19 protein-coding genes are annotated in these 20,152 nt (G+C 60.7%); all 19 read left to right on the top strand.

The window, feature by feature from the left end; genetic code table 11:
- Window position 1 precedes the first annotated feature (1 nt).
- The 19 genes from CXQ82_RS22435 to CXQ82_RS22345 all read left to right on the top strand — a co-directional run bounded on the left by CXQ82_RS22435 (window position 2) and on the right by CXQ82_RS22345 (window position 20,097).
- Entirely contained in the window at window positions 2–1,639 is a 1,638-nt protein-coding gene (locus tag CXQ82_RS22435) for a flagellar hook-associated protein 3 (protein WP_101272341.1), read from the top strand.
- A gap of 277 nt (window positions 1,640–1,916) precedes the next feature.
- Window positions 1,917–2,846 carry a ketoacyl-ACP synthase III gene (locus CXQ82_RS22430; RefSeq protein ID WP_101272340.1) on the top strand — a complete coding sequence of 310 codons (930 nt, stop codon included), beginning with the start codon at window positions 1,917–1,919 and terminating at the stop codon, window positions 2,844–2,846.
- Window positions 2,847–3,111: 265 nt separating this feature from the next.
- Window positions 3,112–4,530, top strand: a complete 1,419-nt coding sequence (locus CXQ82_RS22425) for a flagellin (RefSeq protein WP_101272339.1) — start codon at window positions 3,112–3,114, stop codon at window positions 4,528–4,530.
- A gap of 74 nt (window positions 4,531–4,604) precedes the next feature.
- Window positions 4,605–4,955: a flagellar protein FlaG gene (locus CXQ82_RS22420; protein WP_101272338.1), complete on the top strand. Its 351-nt coding sequence runs from the start codon at window positions 4,605–4,607 to the stop codon at window positions 4,953–4,955.
- Window positions 4,956–5,035: 80 nt separating this feature from the next.
- A complete protein-coding gene (gene fliD / locus CXQ82_RS22415) occupies window positions 5,036–6,439 on the top strand; it encodes a flagellar filament capping protein FliD (protein ID WP_101272337.1) in 1,404 nt (467 codons plus the stop codon).
- 139 nt (window positions 6,440–6,578) lie between these two features.
- Window positions 6,579–6,983 (top strand): flagellar export chaperone FliS, encoded by a 405-nt coding sequence (fliS, locus tag CXQ82_RS22410; protein ID WP_101272336.1) that lies wholly within the window; start codon window positions 6,579–6,581, stop codon window positions 6,981–6,983.
- 41 nt (window positions 6,984–7,024) lie between these two features.
- Window positions 7,025–7,321 carry a flagellar protein FliT gene (fliT, locus tag CXQ82_RS22405; RefSeq protein ID WP_101272335.1) on the top strand — a complete coding sequence of 99 codons (297 nt, stop codon included), beginning with the start codon at window positions 7,025–7,027 and terminating at the stop codon, window positions 7,319–7,321.
- A gap of 168 nt (window positions 7,322–7,489) precedes the next feature.
- Entirely contained in the window at window positions 7,490–8,965 is a 1,476-nt protein-coding gene (locus tag CXQ82_RS22400; protein WP_033900748.1) for a sigma-54 dependent transcriptional regulator, read from the top strand.
- Between the two features lie 111 nt (window positions 8,966–9,076).
- Window positions 9,077–10,288: a PAS domain-containing sensor histidine kinase gene (locus CXQ82_RS22395; protein WP_101273854.1), complete on the top strand. Its 1,212-nt coding sequence runs from the start codon at window positions 9,077–9,079 to the stop codon at window positions 10,286–10,288.
- Between the two features lie 7 nt (window positions 10,289–10,295).
- Window positions 10,296–11,672 carry a sigma-54 dependent transcriptional regulator gene (locus CXQ82_RS22390; RefSeq protein WP_101272334.1) on the top strand — a complete coding sequence of 459 codons (1,377 nt, stop codon included), beginning with the start codon at window positions 10,296–10,298 and terminating at the stop codon, window positions 11,670–11,672.
- A gap of 131 nt (window positions 11,673–11,803) precedes the next feature.
- Window positions 11,804–12,133, top strand: a complete 330-nt coding sequence (gene fliE / locus CXQ82_RS22385; protein ID WP_015885194.1) for a flagellar hook-basal body complex protein FliE — start codon at window positions 11,804–11,806, stop codon at window positions 12,131–12,133.
- Window positions 12,134–12,149: 16 nt separating this feature from the next.
- Window positions 12,150–13,928 (top strand): flagellar basal-body MS-ring/collar protein FliF, encoded by a 1,779-nt coding sequence (fliF, locus tag CXQ82_RS22380; RefSeq protein WP_101272333.1) that lies wholly within the window; start codon window positions 12,150–12,152, stop codon window positions 13,926–13,928.
- Window positions 13,921–14,940, top strand: coding sequence for a flagellar motor switch protein FliG (gene fliG / locus CXQ82_RS22375; protein WP_010563975.1), 1,020 nt, complete (start codon window positions 13,921–13,923; stop codon window positions 14,938–14,940). Before fliF ends, fliG begins: the two co-directional genes overlap by 8 nt.
- A 10-nt stretch (window positions 14,941–14,950) precedes the next feature.
- Entirely contained in the window at window positions 14,951–15,715 is a 765-nt protein-coding gene (fliH, locus tag CXQ82_RS22370; RefSeq protein ID WP_101272332.1) for a flagellar assembly protein FliH, read from the top strand.
- Window positions 15,705–17,063, top strand: coding sequence for a flagellar protein export ATPase FliI (gene fliI, locus CXQ82_RS22365; protein WP_101272331.1), 1,359 nt, complete (start codon window positions 15,705–15,707; stop codon window positions 17,061–17,063). Before fliH ends, fliI begins: the two co-directional genes overlap by 11 nt.
- Before the next feature lie 3 nt (window positions 17,064–17,066).
- Entirely contained in the window at window positions 17,067–17,516 is a 450-nt protein-coding gene (gene fliJ / locus CXQ82_RS22360; protein ID WP_101272330.1) for a flagellar export protein FliJ, read from the top strand.
- Between the two features lie 182 nt (window positions 17,517–17,698).
- Window positions 17,699–18,004, top strand: coding sequence for an STAS domain-containing protein (locus CXQ82_RS22355; RefSeq protein ID WP_101272329.1), 306 nt, complete (start codon window positions 17,699–17,701; stop codon window positions 18,002–18,004).
- The gene (locus CXQ82_RS22350) at window positions 18,001–19,719 is read left to right on the top strand and encodes a fused response regulator/phosphatase (protein ID WP_101272328.1); all 1,719 of its coding nucleotides are present in this window, start codon (window positions 18,001–18,003) and stop codon (window positions 19,717–19,719) included. Before CXQ82_RS22355 ends, CXQ82_RS22350 begins: the two co-directional genes overlap by 4 nt.
- A 30-nt stretch (window positions 19,720–19,749) precedes the next feature.
- Complete coding sequence (locus CXQ82_RS22345; protein WP_101272327.1) at window positions 19,750–20,097, top strand: Hpt domain-containing protein; 348 nt, start codon at window positions 19,750–19,752, stop codon at window positions 20,095–20,097.
- Window positions 20,098–20,152: the final 55 nt, after the last annotated feature.

Raw genomic sequence — 20,152 nt, 5'->3', positions numbered from 1 at the left:
GATGCGCATTTCTACTCAGCAGTATTTCGACACCAGTGCCAGCAAGTATCAGAGCAACTATTCCAGTGTCGTGCAGGCCCAGCAGCAGGCGAGTTCCGGTGTGCGTGTGCAGACCGCCGCGGATGATCCCGTTGCCGCGCAACGCCTGCTGATGCTGCAACAGCAGAAAGACATGCTGGCCCAGTACAGCGGCAATATCACCAGCATTCAAAATACGCTGACCAACGAAGAAAGCGTCCTGACTGCGATCAGCACCACGATCCAGGCCGGCAGCCAGCTGGCCTTGCGTGCTGGCGGCGTGACCAGTGATGCGGACCGCAAGTCGATTGCGGTCGAGGTGGGCGCCCTCGAAGATCAACTGCTGGGCCTGCTCAACAGCAAGGATTCGGCGGGTAACTATCTGTTCTCCGGCTCCAAGACCGACACGCCGCCGTACTCGCGCAACAACGATGGCACCTACAGTTATCAGGGCGACGAGAATGAGCTGAGCCTGCAGGTGTCCGAGACGCTGAATGTGCGCACCAGCGACACCGGCAAGACCATCCTGGAAGGGGCGGTCAACACCAGCCGCACCCAGTCCAATTACATTGCGCCGGCAGCGGGCCCTGTGGCACCGGCGATTTCGCCGCCGCTGGTGGATGATCACAAGGTCGCGATCTCGGCGGGCCTGGTCACCTCGGGCGTCGACTACACCAAGCAGTTCGCCGACGGCCAGCCGTACAAGGTGACGTTTACCAGCAGCACCCAGTACGTTGTGACCGACAAGGACAACAACAACATTACCTCGCAGCTGCCCGGTAATGGCACGTTCGACTCCACCAAGGAAGGCAGCGCCAGCATCAACGTGCGCGGGGTCAAGTTCGATATCACGGTTGACCTCACTGACACCGCCACCGGGCCGAATGCCGATGCGCTGGTCACGGGGCGTGAGTTCAGCTTGAGCGCCACGCCGGACGCGTTCAACATCTCGCGGACCGCGAGCAATACCTCGTCGGCGCAATTGGTCAATGCCCAGGTCAGCAGCTCAGCCGACTATGCCAGCACCTTTCCGGGCAACAGCGGGATCCTGATCAAGTTCGACGACACCGACCCTTCGCAGTTCAAGGTGTATGCCCAGCCCTACACCGCCAACAGCAAGCCGATTGTCGACAATGGCGTGGTCGTGCCTGGCATCGCACCGGCCAAGGACACGATCACGGCGGCTGGCGTCACCTTTGAGTTGAGCAGCGCGCCGAACGCTGGCGATCAGTTTGCAGTCGGCAACACCACCCAGAAAACCCAGAACGCCCTCGACACCCTGGGCCAGCTACGCAAGGCGCTGGAGCTACCGGCGGACGGTATCCCAGGTGCGCGCGTCAAACTCCAGGACGCCTTGAACGCCGCCGTGAGTAATCTGACCAACTCGTCCGACCAGGTCGACAACGTGCGCGGCTCCATCGGCGCCCGCCAGAACGCACTCACCGTGCAGGCCAGCGAGAACACCAGCGTCGGCCTGGCCAACACCTCGACCATGAGCGCCCTGGCCAACGTCGACATGGGCGAGGCAGCGATCAACCTGACCTTGCAGCAAACCATGCTCGAAGCCTCGCAACTGGCGTTTGTGAAAGTCTCGCAGTTGAGCTTGTTCAACAAGATGTAAGTGGCTTTACCGCAAACGGCCCACCCTGGAAACAGGGTGGGCCGTTTGCGTTTGCGGGGTTTAATTGTTTGAAGGTTTTGCATAAACCACACACAATTGAGTGACCTGTGAGTCATAAAGCGCATCTTCACTGTATCGTGTGAAAAGGATAAGTCGTCACAGGGTCCATGCAGGGCGGCTTTCAGCGAGATTTTTTATGGGGTTATCCCCTTTATTGTCAGCACCCCAGGCGTAGCCCTCGGGGTGTTCTCCAGCTATTTAGTATTGGGAAGCCACAATGATTGGCATAAAAAGCATCGCCAGTTACGTGCCGGCAGACGGGATCGATAACTACGCCCAGGGTGCCAAATTCGCCAAGGATGAAGAGTTCATCATTGGCAAGATCGGTTCGGCGTTCCTGCCGCGCAAGGAAGCTGCGCAGGAAACCTCCGATCTGTGTGTCGAGGCGGTCAACGCTTTGTTTGCCAACAACCCGGATTTGAAGCGCGAATCGATTGACGCGCTGATCGTCGTCACCCAGAACGGCGACGAAGAGGGTTTGCCCCACACCGCCGCCATCGTCCAGGACAAGCTCGGCCTGCCGACCCACGTCGCCGCCTTTGATATCTCCCTGGGCTGCTCCGGCTACGTCTACGGCATCTACGCGATGAAGGGCTTCATGGAAGCCGCCGGCCTGAAAAACGGCCTGCTGATCACCGCCGACCCGTATTCCAAGATCGTCGACCCGGAAGATCGCAATACCACCATGCTGTTCGGCGACGCCGCCACCGCCACCTGGATGGGCGAAGACGCGCCGTGGCTGCTGGGCAAGTCCAAGTTCGGTACCGACGGTTCCGGCGCGCCGCACCTGAAGGTCAGCGACGGCGTGTTCTTCATGAACGGCCGCCAGGTCTTCAACTTCGCACTGCTTAAAGTACCGGCGCATTTGCACGAGCTGCTCGACGAGTCAAACCTCAAGGCGGATGAGATCGATGCGTTCTGCATTCACCAGGGCAGTGCGGCGATTGTCGACGCCGTGGCCCGCCGTTTTGAAGATGCGCCGGTGGACAAGTTCATCAAGGACATGGTCGAGACCGGCAACACCGTGTCGTCGAGCATTCCGTTGCTGCTGGAAAAGCACGTGATGGACGCCACCTGGAAGCGCGTGGCCATCAGCGGTTTTGGTGTGGGCCTGTCGTGGGGTTCGGCGATTCTCTATCGCCCGTGACCCTTTAATAGCCGCAACAAAAAAACGCCGATGATCGAAAGATCATCGGCGTTTTTTATTTGGCGCCAGAAAAGCCAATGTTTGTTGGGTTTTGTGCCTGCGTAAACCCTTGAATTACAAGGGGTGGCACCGCGCCAGCAAAAAAATCAAAAAAAATCCTCAAGCAACTGCCCACCACGACGATAACTATTACGTAGGTTCTCAGGCCACACCCGGCGGTTGCCAGGGCCGGAAGCCGCAGTATCCATCCAACGAGGATTTCGTCATGGCTTTAACAGTAAACACCAACATTGCTTCGATCACTACTCAGGGTAACCTGAACAAAGCTGGCGGCGCCCTGGCCACTTCCATGCAGCGCCTGTCTTCCGGCCTGCGTATCAACAGCGCTAAAGACGACGCTGCCGGCCTGCAGATCGCTAACCGCCTGACCAGCCAAATCAACGGCCTGGGCCAAGCAGTCAAAAACGTGAACGACGGTATCTCGATCGCTCAGACCGCTGAAGGCGCGATGCAGGCTTCGACCGACATCCTGCAAAAAATGCGTACCCTGGCTCTGTCCTCCGCTACTGGCTCCCTCAGCGCTGACGACCGTAAGTCGAACAACGACGAATACCAGGCTCTGACTTCGGAACTGACCCGTATCTCCACCACCACCACTTTCGGTGGCCAGAAGCTGCTGGACGGTTCGTACGGTACCAAAGCTATCCAGGTTGGCGCCAACGCTAACGAAACCATCAACCTGAGCCTGGAAAACGTTTCGGCCAACAACATCGGCTCCCAGCAGCTGAAAAGCGTTGCCATCGCTCCAGGTACCGGCACCGTTGCTGGCGACATCGTTGTAACTGGTAACGGTCAGACTGGCACTTACACTGCTGTCGCCGGCGACTCGGCTAAAACCATCGCCAGTAACCTGAACGGCATCATCGGTGGCCTGACTGCTACTGCCAGCACCGAAGCCAAGTTCACCGTAGACGAAGCTGCAGCGACTACTGCTCCTGCTTCGTTCACCCTGACTGTAGGCGGCGCGTCCGTTGACTTCAAAGGCGTGACCAGCCAAGCCGGCCTGGCCGACCAACTGAAATCCAACGCCGCTAAACTGGGTATCAGCGTCAGCTACGACGAAAGCAAGAAAACCCTGGAAGTGAAATCCGACACCGGTGAAAACATCGTGGTCAGCGGTTCCACTGCTCCTGGTTCGGTAAGCGTTGCTGCTAAAGACGGTGCTGGCGCCTACGGTACTGCCGTTCCTTTGGCTAACGCCCTGATCGTTACTGGTCAGGTGTCTCTGGATTCGGCCAAGGGCTACTCCCTGGCTGGCGCTGGTGTTGCCGGTCTGTTCAGCGCTACTACTGAAGCCGCTTCGACCAAAACCACCGTTGCTCAAACCGACGTGACCGACGCCACCAAGGCCCAAAACGCCCTGGCTGTAATCGACAAGGCCATCGGCACCATCGACGGCGTTCGTTCGGGCCTGGGTGCTACCCAGAACCGTCTGACTACCACTGCAGACAACCTGCAGAACATTCAGAAGAACTCCACCGCTGCACGTTCCACCGTTCAGGACGTCGACTTCGCTTCCGAAACCGCCGAACTGACCAAGCAACAAACCCTGCAATCGGCTTCCACTGCGATCCTGTCGCAGGCTAACCAGCTGCCATCCGCTGTACTGAAGCTGCTTCAGTAATTCCAGCGCTTGGTAACTAACGGAAGGGCGCGTCTACGTGCCCTTCCGTTTTTTCGGTTTAGAGGAGATTGGACATGGACATGAGTGTAAAGCTGAGCCCGTCTTATCCGCCGGTTGCACCTCAAAGCGCACCTGCTCAGGTGGCAGCCGACAAAAGCGTCACTAAAGTCCAGGAAGCCCCCGCCATCGGCAAGCAGCCGGAGCGCGCGGACCTGGAAAAAGCAGTCACCGATATGCGTGAGTTCGTTCAATCGACTCAGCGCAGTCTGGATTTTTCGATTGATGATTCGACCCACCGTGTGGTGGTCAAGGTCATCAATACCGACAATGGTGAAGTGATTCGCCAGATTCCGTCGGAAACAGCATTGAAGCTGGCACAGAACCTTTCCAGCGCAAGCAACCTGTTGTTTGATGACAAGGTCTGAGCTGGCATGAAACTTGTTGCTGTCGTAGCTTGAGGCGTAATAAGTCAAGATAACGGCAGCCACCGAACAGGAGATAGATGATGGCGGGTTCAACGGTAAGTGGTATCGGTTCGAACATCGATACGCAAGCGATCGTGACATCCTTGGTCAACGCCGAAAAGGTGCCCAAGCAGACGCAGATCAATACCGCGTCCCAGAAGGCGACCACCACGCTGTCTTCGATCGGCAAGATTCAGGCCGCGCTGGATGCGTTCCGTGGCGCGTTGGACACCATGTCCACGGGCAACAGCTTCACGGGCTTGACCGGCTCGTCCTCGGACGAAAAGGTCGCCACCATGACGGCCAGCAACACCGCGTCCAACGGCAGTTTCCGTTTGATCGTGAGCCAACTGGCGCAGGCGTCCAAGCTGTCGAGCGCGAACTACGCGAGTGGTGCCACCACTGTCGTGAACGCGACCGACAAGCCGACAACCTTGACCATTTCCCAGTCGGGCAAGGCTTTCGACCTGAGCGTGCCGGCCGGCGCTACCCTGCAACAGGTGCGTGACTCGATCAACACCCAGTTCGGCACGTCGGGGTTAAGTGCCAACATCCAAACCGACTCCAATGGCTCACGGCTGATTCTGACCTCGACCAACATGGGTACGGGCTCGGACCTGACCCTCTCGGGTAATTCCGGGTTGGATGCCGGCGCTACGGTGGTTGATAAACCGTTGGATGCGCTGTACAGCATTGACGGTGTCAAATCCGTTTCCAAGACCAACAGCATCGAAGGCGCCCTCAGTGGGGTGAACATCAAGCTGGTGTCGCTTTCTGCACCGACGACGACTGGCGATAGCGGCGTCGACGCCGTGAGAAACGCCACGCTCATTACGGTCAGTACTAACAATGCGGCCCTCAAGTCCGGGGTCAAAGGCTTTGTCGATACCTACAACGCCCTGATCACTGCGATGAACGCCGAAACCAAGGTCACCACCAACCTTGACGGTAGCACCACGGCGGCAGCACTGACCGGCGACTCGACCATGCGCTCGCTGCAGAATGCGATCCGCAACGAGTTCAACACGTTGTCGGGTACCGGTACGTTCAAGTCCTTGGCTCAGTTTGGCGTGACTACCAGTTCGACTACTGGCTTGCTGACGCTGGATGACAAAAAGTGGGACAAGGCTGTTGCGACTAACGCTGCCGATATCAGCAGTATGTTTTCCGGGACGAATGGCATGTTGGCGCGCATGAAAAGCGCTACGGATGATTTCGCCAAGTCCACCACTGGCATCCTGGCGACGCGCTCTACATCGTTGTCCGACACCCTCAAGGACCTGACCAAGCAGCAGTCCTCGCTCGACGAGCGCATGACCCTGCTCACCAGCAGCCTGTCGGCCAAATACAACGCCATGGACACCCTGGTTGCCCAACTGCGCCAGCAAAGCACCAGCGTCATGACCACGCTCAATGCGTTGAACAACGTCAAGACCAATACTTGATCCACGGTAGGCAAAAAAGGCCAGGCAAACTGCCTGGCTTTTTTTATCCAGAGACGACTGGCGCTAAAGCTTTTTGCCAACCCGTCGACATATTTGTTACTAGAATCCTTTTCGCTGTCGCCTGTCACGAGGTAGAAACATGAATCCCATGAGAGCCCTTCGCCAATACCAGAAGGTCAATTCCCATGCTCAGATCTCTGAAGCCAGCCCACATCGCCTGGTGCAGATGCTGATGGAAGGCGGGCTGGACCGTATGGCCCAGGCCAAAGGCGCCCTGGCGCGCGGCGACATCGCGGCCAAGGGCCTGATGCTCGGCAAGGCCATCGACATCGTGATCGGCCTGCGAGACGGCCTGGATGCCGAGAAGAGTGACAACCCGGCTTACGTCCAGCAGTTGGAAAGTCTGTATGCGTACATGACCAACCGTCTGATGGAAGCGAACCTGCACAACGACGCCGACATGATCGACGAAGTCGCGCGTTTGCTGATTACTGTGAAAGAAGGCTGGGATGCTATCGCCGCGCCACAGGCTGTAACCGAGTAAGGCGCAGCAGAGAAGGGCCTGAGGGCCTTGAGGAATATGTCATGAGCCAAGCACTGCAACGCATTGATGAAACCCGCGAGGCGCTGATGGGCGCGCTGGCGGACCGTAACTGGGACGCCATCGGCGAGCTGGACCTGGGCTGCCGCGACGTGATCGAGCAGGTGCTCAGCGAGGCGCCGGTGGACGAGGATGCGTTGCGTGAGAAGCTGGAAAGCCTGCTGGCGGTGTATCAGCAGTTGCTGGAAGTGACGACTGGCGAACGCCAGGCGATTTTTGAAGAGATGTCGCAGATCAACCAAGCGAAAAACGCGTCAAAGGTTTACCATCTGTTCGGCTGAACTGGCTCAGTTAATCCGAATGCGCGTCATAAATTTGACTGCGCGAGTTTTTTTGACTTAACTAGTGCTGTTTTCAGATTTCAGACGTCTCTAAGGTAAGAAGTCTTACAGGCGTCTCGATTGCCCTCACTCTGGGGCAGAGCGATTGACTAGGGAAGTTGCTATTGCATGTGGCGTGAAACCAAAATTCTGCTGATTGATGACGATAGCGTCCGCCGCCGCGATTTGGCGGTGATTTTGAATTTTCTTGGCGAAGAAAATCTTCCCTGCGGCAGCCATGACTGGCAGCAGGCGGTCAGCTCATTGTCATCGAGCCGTGAAGTCATTTGCGTGCTGATCGGGACCGTAAACGCTCCTGGCGCTGTTTTGGGCTTGTTAAAGACACTGTCAACCTGGGATGAGTTCCTTCCCGTGTTGCTAATGGGCGATATTTCTTCTGTCGACCTGCCTGAAGACCAGCGCCGCCGCGTGCTTTCCACCCTGGAAATGCCGCCCAGCTACAGCAAATTGCTCGATTCCCTGCACCGCGCCCAGGTCTACCGCGAGATGTACGACCAGGCGCGCGAGCGCGGTCGCCACCGCGAACCCAACCTGTTCCGCAGCCTCGTCGGCACCAGCCGTGCGATCCAGCACGTGCGCCAGATGATGCAGCAAGTGGCCGATACCGATGCCAGCGTGCTGATCCTCGGCGAGTCGGGCACCGGCAAGGAAGTGGTTGCGCGCAACCTGCACTACCACTCCAAGCGTCGCGACGGGCCGTTTGTGCCGGTCAACTGCGGGGCGATCCCGGCAGAGCTGCTGGAAAGCGAATTGTTCGGCCACGAGAAGGGCGCCTTTACCGGGGCGATCACCAGCCGTGCCGGGCGTTTCGAGCTGGCCAATGGCGGCACGCTGTTCCTCGACGAAATCGGCGACATGCCGCTGCCGATGCAGGTCAAGCTGCTGCGCGTACTGCAGGAGCGCACCTTCGAGCGCGTGGGCAGCAACAAGACCCAGAGCGTCGACGTGCGCATCATCGCGGCTACCCACAAGAACCTCGAAAGCATGATCGAGGTCGGCAGCTTCCGCGAAGACCTGTACTACCGCCTCAACGTCTTCCCAATTGAGATGGCCCCGCTGCGTGAGCGCGTGGAAGACATCCCGCTGCTGATGAACGAACTGATCTCGCGCATGGAGCACGAAAAGCGCGGCTCCATTCGTTTCAATTCCGCCGCGATCATGTCCCTGTGCCGCCACGGCTGGCCGGGCAACGTCCGCGAGCTGGCCAACCTGGTGGAGCGCATGGCGATCATGCACCCCTACGGTGTGATCGGCGTGGTCGAGCTGCCGAAGAAATTCCGCTACGTCGACGACGAAGACGAGCAGCTTGTCGACAGCCTGCGCAGCGACATGGAAGAACGGGTGGCGATCAACGGTCACACCCCGGACTTCGGTTCCACCGCCATGCTGCCGCCCGAAGGCCTGGACCTGAAGGACTACCTCGGCAACCTCGAGCAGGGTTTGATCCAGCAGGCTTTGGACGACGCCAACGGCATCGTCGCGCGTGCCGCCGAGCGCCTGCGCATCCGTCGAACCACCCTGGTCGAGAAGATGCGCAAATACGGCATGAGCCGCAAAGAAGGCGATGAACAGGCAGATGATTGACGCCTAAAATACAAACCGCTGATTAATCAGCGGTTTTTTTTTAGGCACGGGTATTGCTACAGCCCTCGCAACGTTCCGTTTAACTGACGGTCAGCCAAGCGAGAGAGCATGATGCCCCACGCCGCCCAGCAATCTTCCAGCCCAGCCCTTCCGGGGTTGCTGCCTTCTGTCGAACAGCAGAGCCGTCAGGGCCTTGAAACGGCTTTTTCGCTGTTCAACCAGATGTCGAGCCAATTGACGGACTCCTACAGCCTGCTCGAAGCCCGGGTTTCCGAGCTGAAAGGCGAGTTGGCGGTGGTCAGTGCCCAGCGCATGGAAGAGCTGGCCGAGAAAGAGCGCCTGGCCAACCGTCTGCAAAACCTGTTGTCGCTGCTGCCTGGTGGCGTGATCGTGATTGACGACCAGGGCCGTGTGCGCGAAGCCAACCCGGCCGCCTGCGACATGCTCGGCCTGCCGCTGGAAGGCGAACTGTGGCGCGAAGTCATCACCCGCTGCTTCGCGCCGCGTGAAGACGACGGTCACGAAATTTCCCTGAAAGACGGCCGCCGCTTGTCCATTGCCACCCGCTCGCTGGACGCGGAGCCGGGCCAGTTGGTGCTGCTCAACGACCTGACTGAAACCCGTCACCTGCAAGACCAACTGGCGCGCCATGAACGTTTGTCGTCGCTGGGGCGGATGGTCGCTTCTTTGGCGCATCAGATCCGCACACCGCTGTCGGCGGCATTGATCTACGCCAGTCATTTGACTGATGAGCAATTGCCAGCATCGACCCACCAGCGCTTTGCCGGCCGCCTCAAGGAGCGCCTGCATGAGTTGGAGCACCAGGTGCGCGACATGCTCGTGTTTGCCCGCGGCGAGTTGCCGCTCACCGACCGCCTTACGCCGGCCGAGCTGATGCAAGCGCTGCAAGCCGCTGCCGCCACCCACATCGCGGACGCCCAGGTGCGTTGGCAATGCGACAGCCATGTCGGCGAGTTGCTGTGCAACCGCGACACCCTGGTGGGCGCGCTGCTCAACCTGATCGAAAACGCCACCCAGGCCAGTGGCCCCGGCGCGCGGCTCAAGGTGCACCTGTACCACCGCGGGCAAACCCTGCGCCTGTGCATCAGTGACAGCGGCAGCGGCATCGACCCTGCTGTGTTGCAACGCTTGGGCGAACCGTTTTTTACCACTAAGACCAACGGTACCGGCCTCGGCCTGACCGTGGTAAAGGCCGTGGCACGTGCGCATCAGGGAGAATTGCAGCTGCGTTCCCGCGTGGGGCGTGGCACGTGTGCATTGATGACCTTGCCGCTGTTTTCATGCGCGGCAAGCACGGAGTAATACAGTAATGGCTATCAAGGTTCTGTTGGTGGAAGACGATCGCGCCCTGCGTGAAGCATTGGCTGACACGCTGCTGTTGGCGGGCCATGACTACCGGGCGGTCGGTTCTGCCGAGGACGCCTTGGAGGCGGTGGAGCAGGAAACCTTCAGCCTGGTGGTCAGTGATGTGAACATGCCCGGCATGGACGGCCACCAGTTGCTCGGCCTGCTGCGTGCGCGCCAGCCGCAACTGCCGGTATTGCTGATGACCGCCCATGGCGCCGTGGAGCGCGCGGTGGATGCCATGCGCCAGGGCGCGGCGGATTACCTGGTCAAACCCTTCGAACCTAAAGCGTTGATCGAGTTGGTGGCGCGCCATGCCCTGGGCGTGGTCGCGGCCAGCGAAGGCGAGGGCCCCATAGCCTTCGAGCCGGCCAGTGCGCAATTGCTCGAGTTGGCGGCCCGCGTGGCGCGCAGTGATTCCACCGTGTTGATTTCCGGCGAGTCCGGCACCGGTAAAGAGGTGTTGGCGCGTTATATCCACCAGCAATCGACCCGCGCCAAACAACCGTTTATCGCCATTAACTGCGCGGCGATCCCCGACAACATGCTCGAAGCCACGCTGTTCGGTCACGAAAAAGGCTCGTTCACCGGCGCCATTGCGGCCCAGGCGGGCAAGTTCGAACAGGCGGATGGCGGCACCATCCTGCTCGATGAAATCTCGGAAATGCCCTTGGGCCTGCAGGCCAAATTGCTGCGCGTGCTGCAGGAGCGTGAAGTGGAGCGCGTTGGCGCGCGCAAGCCGATCCAGCTGGATATCCGGGTGGTCGCTACCACCAACCGTGACCTCGCCGGCGAAGTAGCGGCGGGGCGCTTCCGTGAAGACTTGTTCTACCGGCTGTCGGTGTTTCCGCTGGCCTGGCGGCCGTTGCGCGAGCGCCCGGCGGATATCATTCCGTTGGCCGAGCGCCTGCTGAACAATCACGTCAAAAAAATGAAGCACGCCCAGGCGCGGCTGTCGGCCGAGGCCCAGGCCTGCCTGATCAGCTACCCATGGCCGGGCAATGTGCGCGAATTGGACAACGCCATCCAGCGCGCGCTGATCCTGCAGCAGGGCGGCCTGATCCAACCCCAGGATTTCTGCCTGGCGATGGGCAGCGGGGCCGCGCCGCTCCCCACCTTGGCGCCCGCGCCGGTGGTGGCGGAGGCCGAGTCAGCCGGCGCCTTGGGCGACGACCTGCGCCGCCGCGAATTCCAGATGATCATCGACACGCTGCGCGCCGAGCGCGGCCGCCGCAAGGAGGCCGCCGAACGCCTTGGCATCAGCCCGCGCACCCTGCGCTACAAGCTGGCGCAGATGCGGGATGCCGGGATGGATGTGGAAGCGTATCTGTTCGCCACATAACCGGTAACAAGGTTGACAAGCTTTGTCACCTTTTCTTACGAGTTGATACAGAGCTGGCACCCTTGTTGCTACTTCCCCTGGTAATCGCTGCCTAGTGTCAAAAATTTGCGTGTTGTCGGAGAGAGAAGGTCATGAGCCAGGGTATTGAGTTCAATCGGTTGATGTTGGATATGCGCTCCATGCAAATGGATGCCATGGCTCAACCGAAATCCGTCGCGCCAGCGCCGGAATTGGGCCAAAGCAGCTTCGCCGACATGCTCGGCCAGGCCATCAACAAAGTCAGCGACACCCAGCAAGCCTCCAGCCAGTTGGCCAACGCGTTTGAGATCGGCAAAAGCGGCGTGGACCTCACCGATGTGATGGTCGCCTCGCAAAAGGCCAGCGTTTCGTTCCAGGCCCTGACCCAAGTGCGTAACAAGTTGGTTCAAGCCTATCAAGACATCATGCAGATGCCGGTTTAAGGACGAGATTTAAGTCATGGCAGAAGCAGTCGTGGACAACGTACCCGCCAAGGCAGAAGGCAAGCCGCCACTGTTTGGCCTGTCGTTCCTGGAAAACCTCTCGGAAATGACCATGCTGCGTCAGGTGGGCCTGATGGTCGGCCTGGCTGCCAGCGTGGCGATTGGTTTTGCCGTGGTGCTGTGGTCACAGCAACCTGATTACCGCCCGCTGTACGGCAGCCTGGCCGGCATGGATTCCAAGCAGATCATGGAAACCCTGGCTGCCGCCGACATCGCCTACACCGTGGAGCCCAACTCCGGCGCCCTGCTGGTCAAGGCCGACGACGTGGCCCGTGCACGCATGAAACTCGCCGCCGCCGGCGTAACCCCGTCCGACAGCAATATCGGTTTTGAAATCCTCGACAAGGACCAGGGCCTGGGTACCAGCCAGTTCATGGAAGCCACCCGCTACCGTCGTGGCCTCGAAGGCGAGCTGGCCCGCACCATCTCCAGCTTGAATAACGTCAAGGGTGCCCGCGTGCACCTGGCCATCCCGAAAAGCTCGGTGTTTGTGCGCGATGAGCGCAAGCCAAGTGCTTCGGTCCTGGTCGAGTTGTTCTCTGGCCGCTCCCTGGAGCCTGGCCAGGTGCTGGCGATCGTCAACCTGGTGGCCACCAGCGTGCCGGAGCTGAGCAAGTCGCAGATCACCGTGGTCGACCAGAAGGGCAACCTGCTGTCCGACATGGCCGAAAACTCCGCGCTGACCCAGGCCGGCAAGCAGTTCGACTACAGCCGCCGCATGGAGAGCATGCTCACCCAGCGCGTGCACAACATCCTGCAACCGGTACTGGGCAACGACCGCTACAAGGCTGAAGTGTCCGCCGACGTGGACTTCAGCGCCGTCGAGTCGACCTCCGAACAGTTCAACCCGGACCAGCCCGCCCTGCGCAGCGAGCAGTCCACCAGCGAACAACGTACCGCCAGCAATGGCCCGCAAGGTGTGCCGGGTGCCCTGAGCAACCAGCCACCGGCGCCGGCTTCGGCGCCGCAAACCACCGGCGGCGCCGCAGCCACCGCGGGCGCGATCCAGCCTGGCCAGCCACTGTTGGACGCCAACGGCCAGCAGATCATGGACCCGGCTACCGGCCAGCCGATGCTCGCCCCGTACCCGGCGGACAAACGTAACCAGTCGACCAAGAACTTCGAACTCGACCGTTCCATCAGCCACACCAAGCAGCAACAGGGCCGCGTCAATCGCCTGTCGGTGTCGGTGGTGGTGGATGACCAGGTCAAGGTCAACCCGGCGGATGGCGCGGTTACCCGTGCGCCGTGGAGCGCCGACGAATTGGCGCGCTTCACCCGCCTGGTGCAGGACGCCGTCGGTTTCGACGCCAGCCGTGGTGACAGCGTCAGCGTGATCAACATGCCGTTCTCCGCCGAGCGCGGTGAAGTGATCGCCGAACCTGCGTTCTACTCGCAGCCGTGGTTCTGGGACATCGTCAAGCAAGTGCTGGGTGTGTTGTTCATCCTGGTACTGGTATTCGGTGTGCTGCGCCCGGTGCTCAACAACATCACCGGCAACGGCAAGAAGCAACTGGCCGCGTTTGGTGGCAGCGACGTGGAATTGGGCGGCATGGGCGGCCTGGATGGCGAACTGGCCAACGACCGCGTCAGCCTTGGCGGCCCGCAAAGCATCCTGTTGCCAAGCCCGAGCGAAGGCTACGACGCTCAGTTGAACGCAATCAAAAGTCTGGTGGCAGAAGACCCGGGCCGTGTGGCCCAGGTCGTGAAAGAGTGGATCAACGCAGATGAGTGATAATCGAGCCGCTGTTGCCAAACTCACCAAGGTCGACAAAGCCGCTGTGCTGCTGCTGTCCCTCGGTGAAACCGACGCCGCCCAAGTGCTGCGCCACATGGGCCCTAAAGAGGTCCAGCGGGTGGGCGTGGCCATGGCGCAAATGCGCAATGTGCACCGCGAGCAAGTCGAGCAGGTGATGAGCGAGTTCGTCGAGATCGTCGGCGACCAGACCAGCCTGGGCGTCGGCTCCGACAGCTACATCCGCAAGATGCTCACCTCGGCCTTGGGCGAAGACAAGGCCAACGGCCTGATCGACCGCATCCTGCTGGGTGGCAACACCAGCGGCCTCGATAGCCTCAAGTGGATGGAGCCGCGCGCCGTGGCCGACGTGATCCGCTATGAGCACCCGCAGATCCAGGCCATCGTCGTCGCGTACCTCGACCCGGACCAGGCCGGTGAAGTGCTCGGCCACTTCGACCATAAAGTGCGCCTGGACATCATCCTGCGCGTGTCGTCGCTGAACACGGTGCAGCCGGCGGCCCTGAAAGAACTCAACACGATTCTGGAGAAGCAATTCTCCGGCAACTCGAATGCCTCGCGGACCACCTTGGGTGGTATCAAGCGCGCGGCCGACATCATGAACTTCCTCGACAGCTCGGTCGAAGGCCAGTTGATGGACTCGATCCGCGAGATCGACGACACCCTGTCCGGCCAGATCGAAGACCTTATGTTCGTGTTCAACAACCTCTCCGATGTCGACGACCGTGGCATCCAGGCGCTGCTGCGCGAGGTCTCGTCCGACGTGTTGGTGCTGGCACTCAAGGGCTCCGACGAAGGCGTCAAAGAGAAGATCTTCAAGAACATGTCCAAGCGTGCGTCCGAACTGTTGCGCGACGACCTGGAGGCCAAGGGCCCGGTGCGCGTCAGCGACGTGGAAACCGCACAGAAAGAAATTCTCACCATTGCCCGCCGTATGGCCGAAGCCGGAGAAATCGTTCTCGGTGGGAAGGGCGGCGAAGAAATGATTTAAGGCGCCCCTGATGTCGAACAAAGATGAGGCGCCCAGCGATCTGATTCGCGCACGGGACGTGGGTGGGTTCGATATCTGGTCGTTGCCCAGTTTCGACCCGCATGTGCCTGAGCCCGAACCCGAGCCGGTCGAAGAACCGCCGGTGGAAATGGAAGAAGTGCCGCTGGACGAAGTCCAGCCACTGACCCTGGAAGAGTTGGAAAGCATCCGCCAGGAGGCCTACAACGAAGGCTTTGCCGCCGGCGAAAAAGACGGTTTTCGGGCCACCACGCTCAAGGTCCGCCAGGAAGCCGAGGAAGCCCTGAGCGTCAAGCTGGCCAGCCTGGAACGCTTGATGGGCGGGCTCTTCGACCCGATCGCCGAACAGGATTCGCAGATCGAAAAAGCCATGGTGCACCTGGTGGAGCACATCGCCCGCCAAGTGATCCAGCGCGAACTGGTGCTCGATTCCAGCCATATCGAAAGCGTCATGCGCGAAGCCCTCAAGCTGCTGCCCCTGGGCGTCGGCAATGTGCGGCTGTACATCAACCCGCAGGATTTCGAACAGGTCAAAGCCCTGCGCGAGCGCCATGAAGAAACCTGGCGCATCGTCGAGGACGCGGCGCTGCAGCCGGGTGGTTGCCGCGTCGAAACCGAACACAGCCGCATCGATGCGACGGTGGAAACCCGTATCAGCCAGATCATGGCCAAGCTGCTCGATCAAGTGCATGAGCAGGTGCTGAACCCGGCGGAACCCGACCTGAGCGTGGACCTGGACGCCCCCGATGCGCCTTGACCGCACCAGCTTCGCCAAGCGCCTCGGCGGCTATGTCGAAGCCACCGAATTGCCTGGCCAGCCGATTCTCGAAGGGCGCCTGTTGCGCATGGTCGGCCTGACCCTCGAAGCCGAGGGCCTGCGCGCCGCCATGGGCAGCCGCTGCATGGTGATCAACGACGACAGCTACCACCCGGTGCAGGTCGAAGCCGAAGTGATGGGCTTTTCCGGCAACAAGATTTTCCTGATGCCCGTGGGCAGCCTGGCCGGCATCGCCCCTGGTGCTCGCGTAGTGCCGCTGGCTGATACCGGTCGCCTGCCTATGGGCATGAGTATGCTCGGCCGCGTCCTCGACGGCGCCGGCCGCGCGCTGGACGGCAAGGGCGGCATGAAGGCCGAAGACTGGGTGCCGATGGATGGTCCCACCATCAACCCGCTCAACCGCAACCCCATCAGCGTGCCGCTGGATGTGGGCATTCGCAGCATCAACGGCTTATTGACGGTCGGCCGTGGCCAGCGTCTGGGCCTGTTTGCCGGTACCGGCGTGGGTAAATCGGTGTTGCTGGGCATGATGACCCGCTTTACCGAAGCCGACATCATTGTGGTCGGGTTGATCGGTGAGCGCGGCCGCGAGGTGAAGGAGTTCATCGAGCACAGCCTCGGCGAAGAAGGGCTCAAGCGTTCGGTCGTCGTCGCCTCCCCGGCGGATGACGCGCCACTCATGCGTTTGCGCGCTGCGATGTACTGCACGCGGATCGCCGAATATTTTCGCGACAAGGGCAAGAATGTCCTGTTGCTGATGGACTCGCTCACGCGTTTTGCCCAGGCCCAGCGGGAAATCGCCTTGGCCATCGGCGAGCCGCCGGCTACCAAGGGTTACCCGCCGTCAGTGTTCGCCAAGCTGCCGAAGCTGGTGGAGCGCGCCGGTAATGCCGAGGCGGGCGGTGGCTCGATCACCGCGTTCTATACCGTGCTGTCCGAAGGCGATGACCAGCAGGACCCGATTGCCGACTCGGCGCGGGGCGTACTCGACGGCCACATCGTGCTGTCGCGGCGCCTGGCGGAAGAGGGGCACTACCCGGCCATCGACATCGAAGCCTCCATCAGCCGGGTGATGCCGGCGGTGGTCACGCCGGAGCACATGGCCCGCGCGCAGCATTTCAAGCAGTTGTGGTCGCGTTATCAACAGAGCCGCGACCTGATCAGCGTGGGCGCCTATGTGGCCGGCGGTGACCGCGAAACCGACCTGGCTATCGCCCTGCAACCGCAGTTGGTGACCTACTTGCGCCAGGGCCTCAACGACAAGATCAGCATGGGTGAAAGCGAAGCGCACCTGGGCTCGATCTTCGCCCCGGCGCCAGGCGGCTAAGCCATGGCCAGCACCCGCTCTTCACGCCTGGCCCCGGTGGTCGACATGGCCGAAAAGGCCGAAAAAACCGCGGTGCAGCGCCTCGGTTATTTCCAGGGCCAAGTCCGTTTGGCGGAAAGCAAGCTGGGCGACCTTGAGCGCTTTCGCGCCGAATACCAGGAACAATGGATCGAGCGTGGCACCAAAGGCGTGTCGGGCCAGTGGCTGATGGGTTATCAGGGCTTTCTCAACCAACTGGAAACCGCCGTCGGCCAGCAGCGCCAAAGCCTGGCCTGGCACCAGAACAACCTCGACAAGGCTCGCGAGAGCTGGCAAGAAGCCTTCGCCCGCGTTGAAGGCCTGCGCAAACTGGTGCAGCGCTACATTGACGAAGCCCGGGCAATTGAAGACAAGCGCGAGCAAAAGCTGCTCGACGAATTATCCCAACGTCTTCCCCGCCAGTCGCAGTTCTAAATGTGGGAGGGGGCTTGCCCCCGATGGGGGAGTGTCAGTTGATACATTCATGACTGACCCACCGCCATCGGGGGGCAAGTCGAATCGTCGCACCGCCCTCCCACATTTGATCTGCAGTGTTGCCCGCAGCCGGTTCACCTGCTAAACCTTGTTGCATATTGCCCATGACAAGGAAGCGTCGCATGTCAGTCGAATCAGAAGTGTCCCTGGACGGGAAGAAGTTGACGATCGCCATCAAGGGCCGGTTCGACTTCGGCAGCCACCAGACTTTTCGTGACGCCTATGAGCGTTTCTACAAGGTGCCCGAGCTGTATGTGGTCGACCTGAAGGAAACCACCTATATGGACAGCTCGGCCCTGGGCATGCTCCTGTTGTTACGCGACCACGCCGGCGGTGAAGAAGCGGAGGTCCGGGTGATCAACAGCAGCTCCGATGTGCGCAAGATCCTCGCCATCTCCAATTTCGACAAACTGTTCGACATCAATTGAGTGCCCTGGCCCCCGTCCTCGAGGCGCTGACCATCCTGATCGTCGAGGACAGCGCCGCCGACTTGTTGTTGCTGTCCACCATCGTGCGCCGCCAGGGCCATCAGGTACTTACCGCCAGCAATGGCGCGCAAGCGCTCGAGGTGTTTACCCGCGAGCGCCCGCAACTGGTGTTGATGGACGCGCTGATGCCGGTGATGGACGGCTTCGAAGCGGCGCGACGGATCAAGCAGCTGGCAGGGGAGGAGCTGGTCCCGATCATCTTCCTCACCTCCCTGCGCGAAAGCGAAGCCCTCGCCCAGTGCCTGGATGCCGGTGGCGATGACTTCCTGCCCAAACCCTATAACCAGTTGATCCTGGCCGCGAAGATCAACGCCATGGACCGCCTGCGCCGCCTGCAAGCCACGGTGTTGCAGCAGCGCGATCTGATCGCCAAGCACCATGACTATCTATTGCATGAGCAGCGGGTGGCCAAGGCGGTGTTCGACAAGGTCGCGCATTCCGGCTGCATCAATGCCGCGCCGAATATCCGCTACCTGCAATCGCCCTATGCGCTGTTCAATGGCGACCTGCTGCTGGCGGCCTACACGCCGTCCGGTGACATGCATGTGCTACTCGGCGATTTCACCGGCCACGGCTTGCCGGCAGCGGTGGGCGCCATGCCCCTGGCGGAAGTGTTCTATGGCATGACCGCCAAGGGCTACGGCCTGGCGCAGACCCTGCGGGAGATGAATGCCAAGCTCAAGCGCATCCTGCCGGTGGACATGTTTTGCTGCGCCACCCTGTTGTGCCTGAGCACCCAGCGGCGGGTGGTGGAGGTGTGGAACGGCGGCATGCCCGACGGCTATGTGCATGAAGTCGCCAGCGGCAAGCGCACGCCGCTGCAGTCACGGCATTTACCACTGGGCGTGCTGTCGGCACAGGCGTTTGATGACCGCACCGAAGTCTGGCCCATGGCGCTGGGTGACCGTGTGTTCCTGCTGTCCGACGGGGTGCTGGATACCGCCGACGCGAATGACCAGCTGTTCGGCGCCGAGCGCTTGCAGCAGGTCTTTGCCGCCAACCGCGAGCCGAATCGCCTGTTCGAAGACATCGAGCAGGCCCTGGCGGCGTTTCGCGGTGAGGTGCGCGATGACGTGAGCATGGTGGAAATCACCTTGCAGCCCGGCCAATCGCTGCGCGCGACTGGGCCGCTGTATGCCGACAGCGGCCAGTCGTGCCCGCTGGATTGGTCGGTGAGTTTCGAGTTCCGCGCCGAAACCCTCAAGCGCTACAACCCGCTGCCGTATCTGCTGCAACTGTTGCTGGAGATCCACGGCCTGCGCGAGCAGAGCGGGGCGCTCTACAGTGTGATGGCCGAGTTGTATTCCAATGCCCTGGAACATGGCGTGCTGGGCCTGGATTCACGGCTCAAGCGCGATGCCCAAGGGTTTGCCGAATATTATCGCCAGCGTAACGAGCGCCTGGCGCAACTGAATACCGGATTTGTGCGCGTGCATGTGGAGGTCGTGCCGACGTCGGCGGGCGGCAAAATGACCTTGCGCCTGGAGGACAGTGGCCCGGGGTTTGACGTGGAACAGGTGTTGGCGCGGCCGCTGGATATCGACCGTCTGTCTGGCCGGGGCCTGAGCCTGGTGCGTCAACTGAGCAGCGATGTACGCTGGGCCGATGGCGGGCGCAGTGTCTGCGTGGAGTTTTGCTGGGGGGCTCTGGCATAATCCGCCGATTCTTGATCAAGGAGCGAGCAAGTGGCAGAGATTCATATGGACCCGCAGGTGTTGTCGGGTTTGCAGGAGGTCATGGAAGGCGAGTACCCCAAGTTGCTTGATACGTTTCTGGATGATTCCCAAAAGCGGGTCGAAGCGCTGCGCAAGGCTCGCGATGATGCCAAGGCGCTGGGGCGCATAGCGCATAGTTTCAAAGGCAGTAGCGGGAATTTGGGCGCGGTGCGGTTGGCGCAGTTGTGTCAGCGGTTGGAGCTTGAGTCCTCTGAGGTGACGGCGGACCTCGGGGCGTTGGTGGATCAGATTGATCGGGAGTTTGCTTTGGTTCGGCCGATGTATGAATCCGAGCGGGAGCGGTTTGCCGGGGTTTGAGTTTTGAACTCGGTCAAATCTGCAACCTGGCCCGACTCTTGCTCTATGTCCTGAT

The sequence above is a fragment of the Pseudomonas sp. S09G 359 genome (assembly GCF_002843605.1).
Lineage (GTDB): Bacteria > Pseudomonadota > Gammaproteobacteria > Pseudomonadales > Pseudomonadaceae > Aquipseudomonas.
Note: the sequence above shows the minus strand (reverse complement) of the source record. Positions and strands in the feature narration are given on the sequence as shown.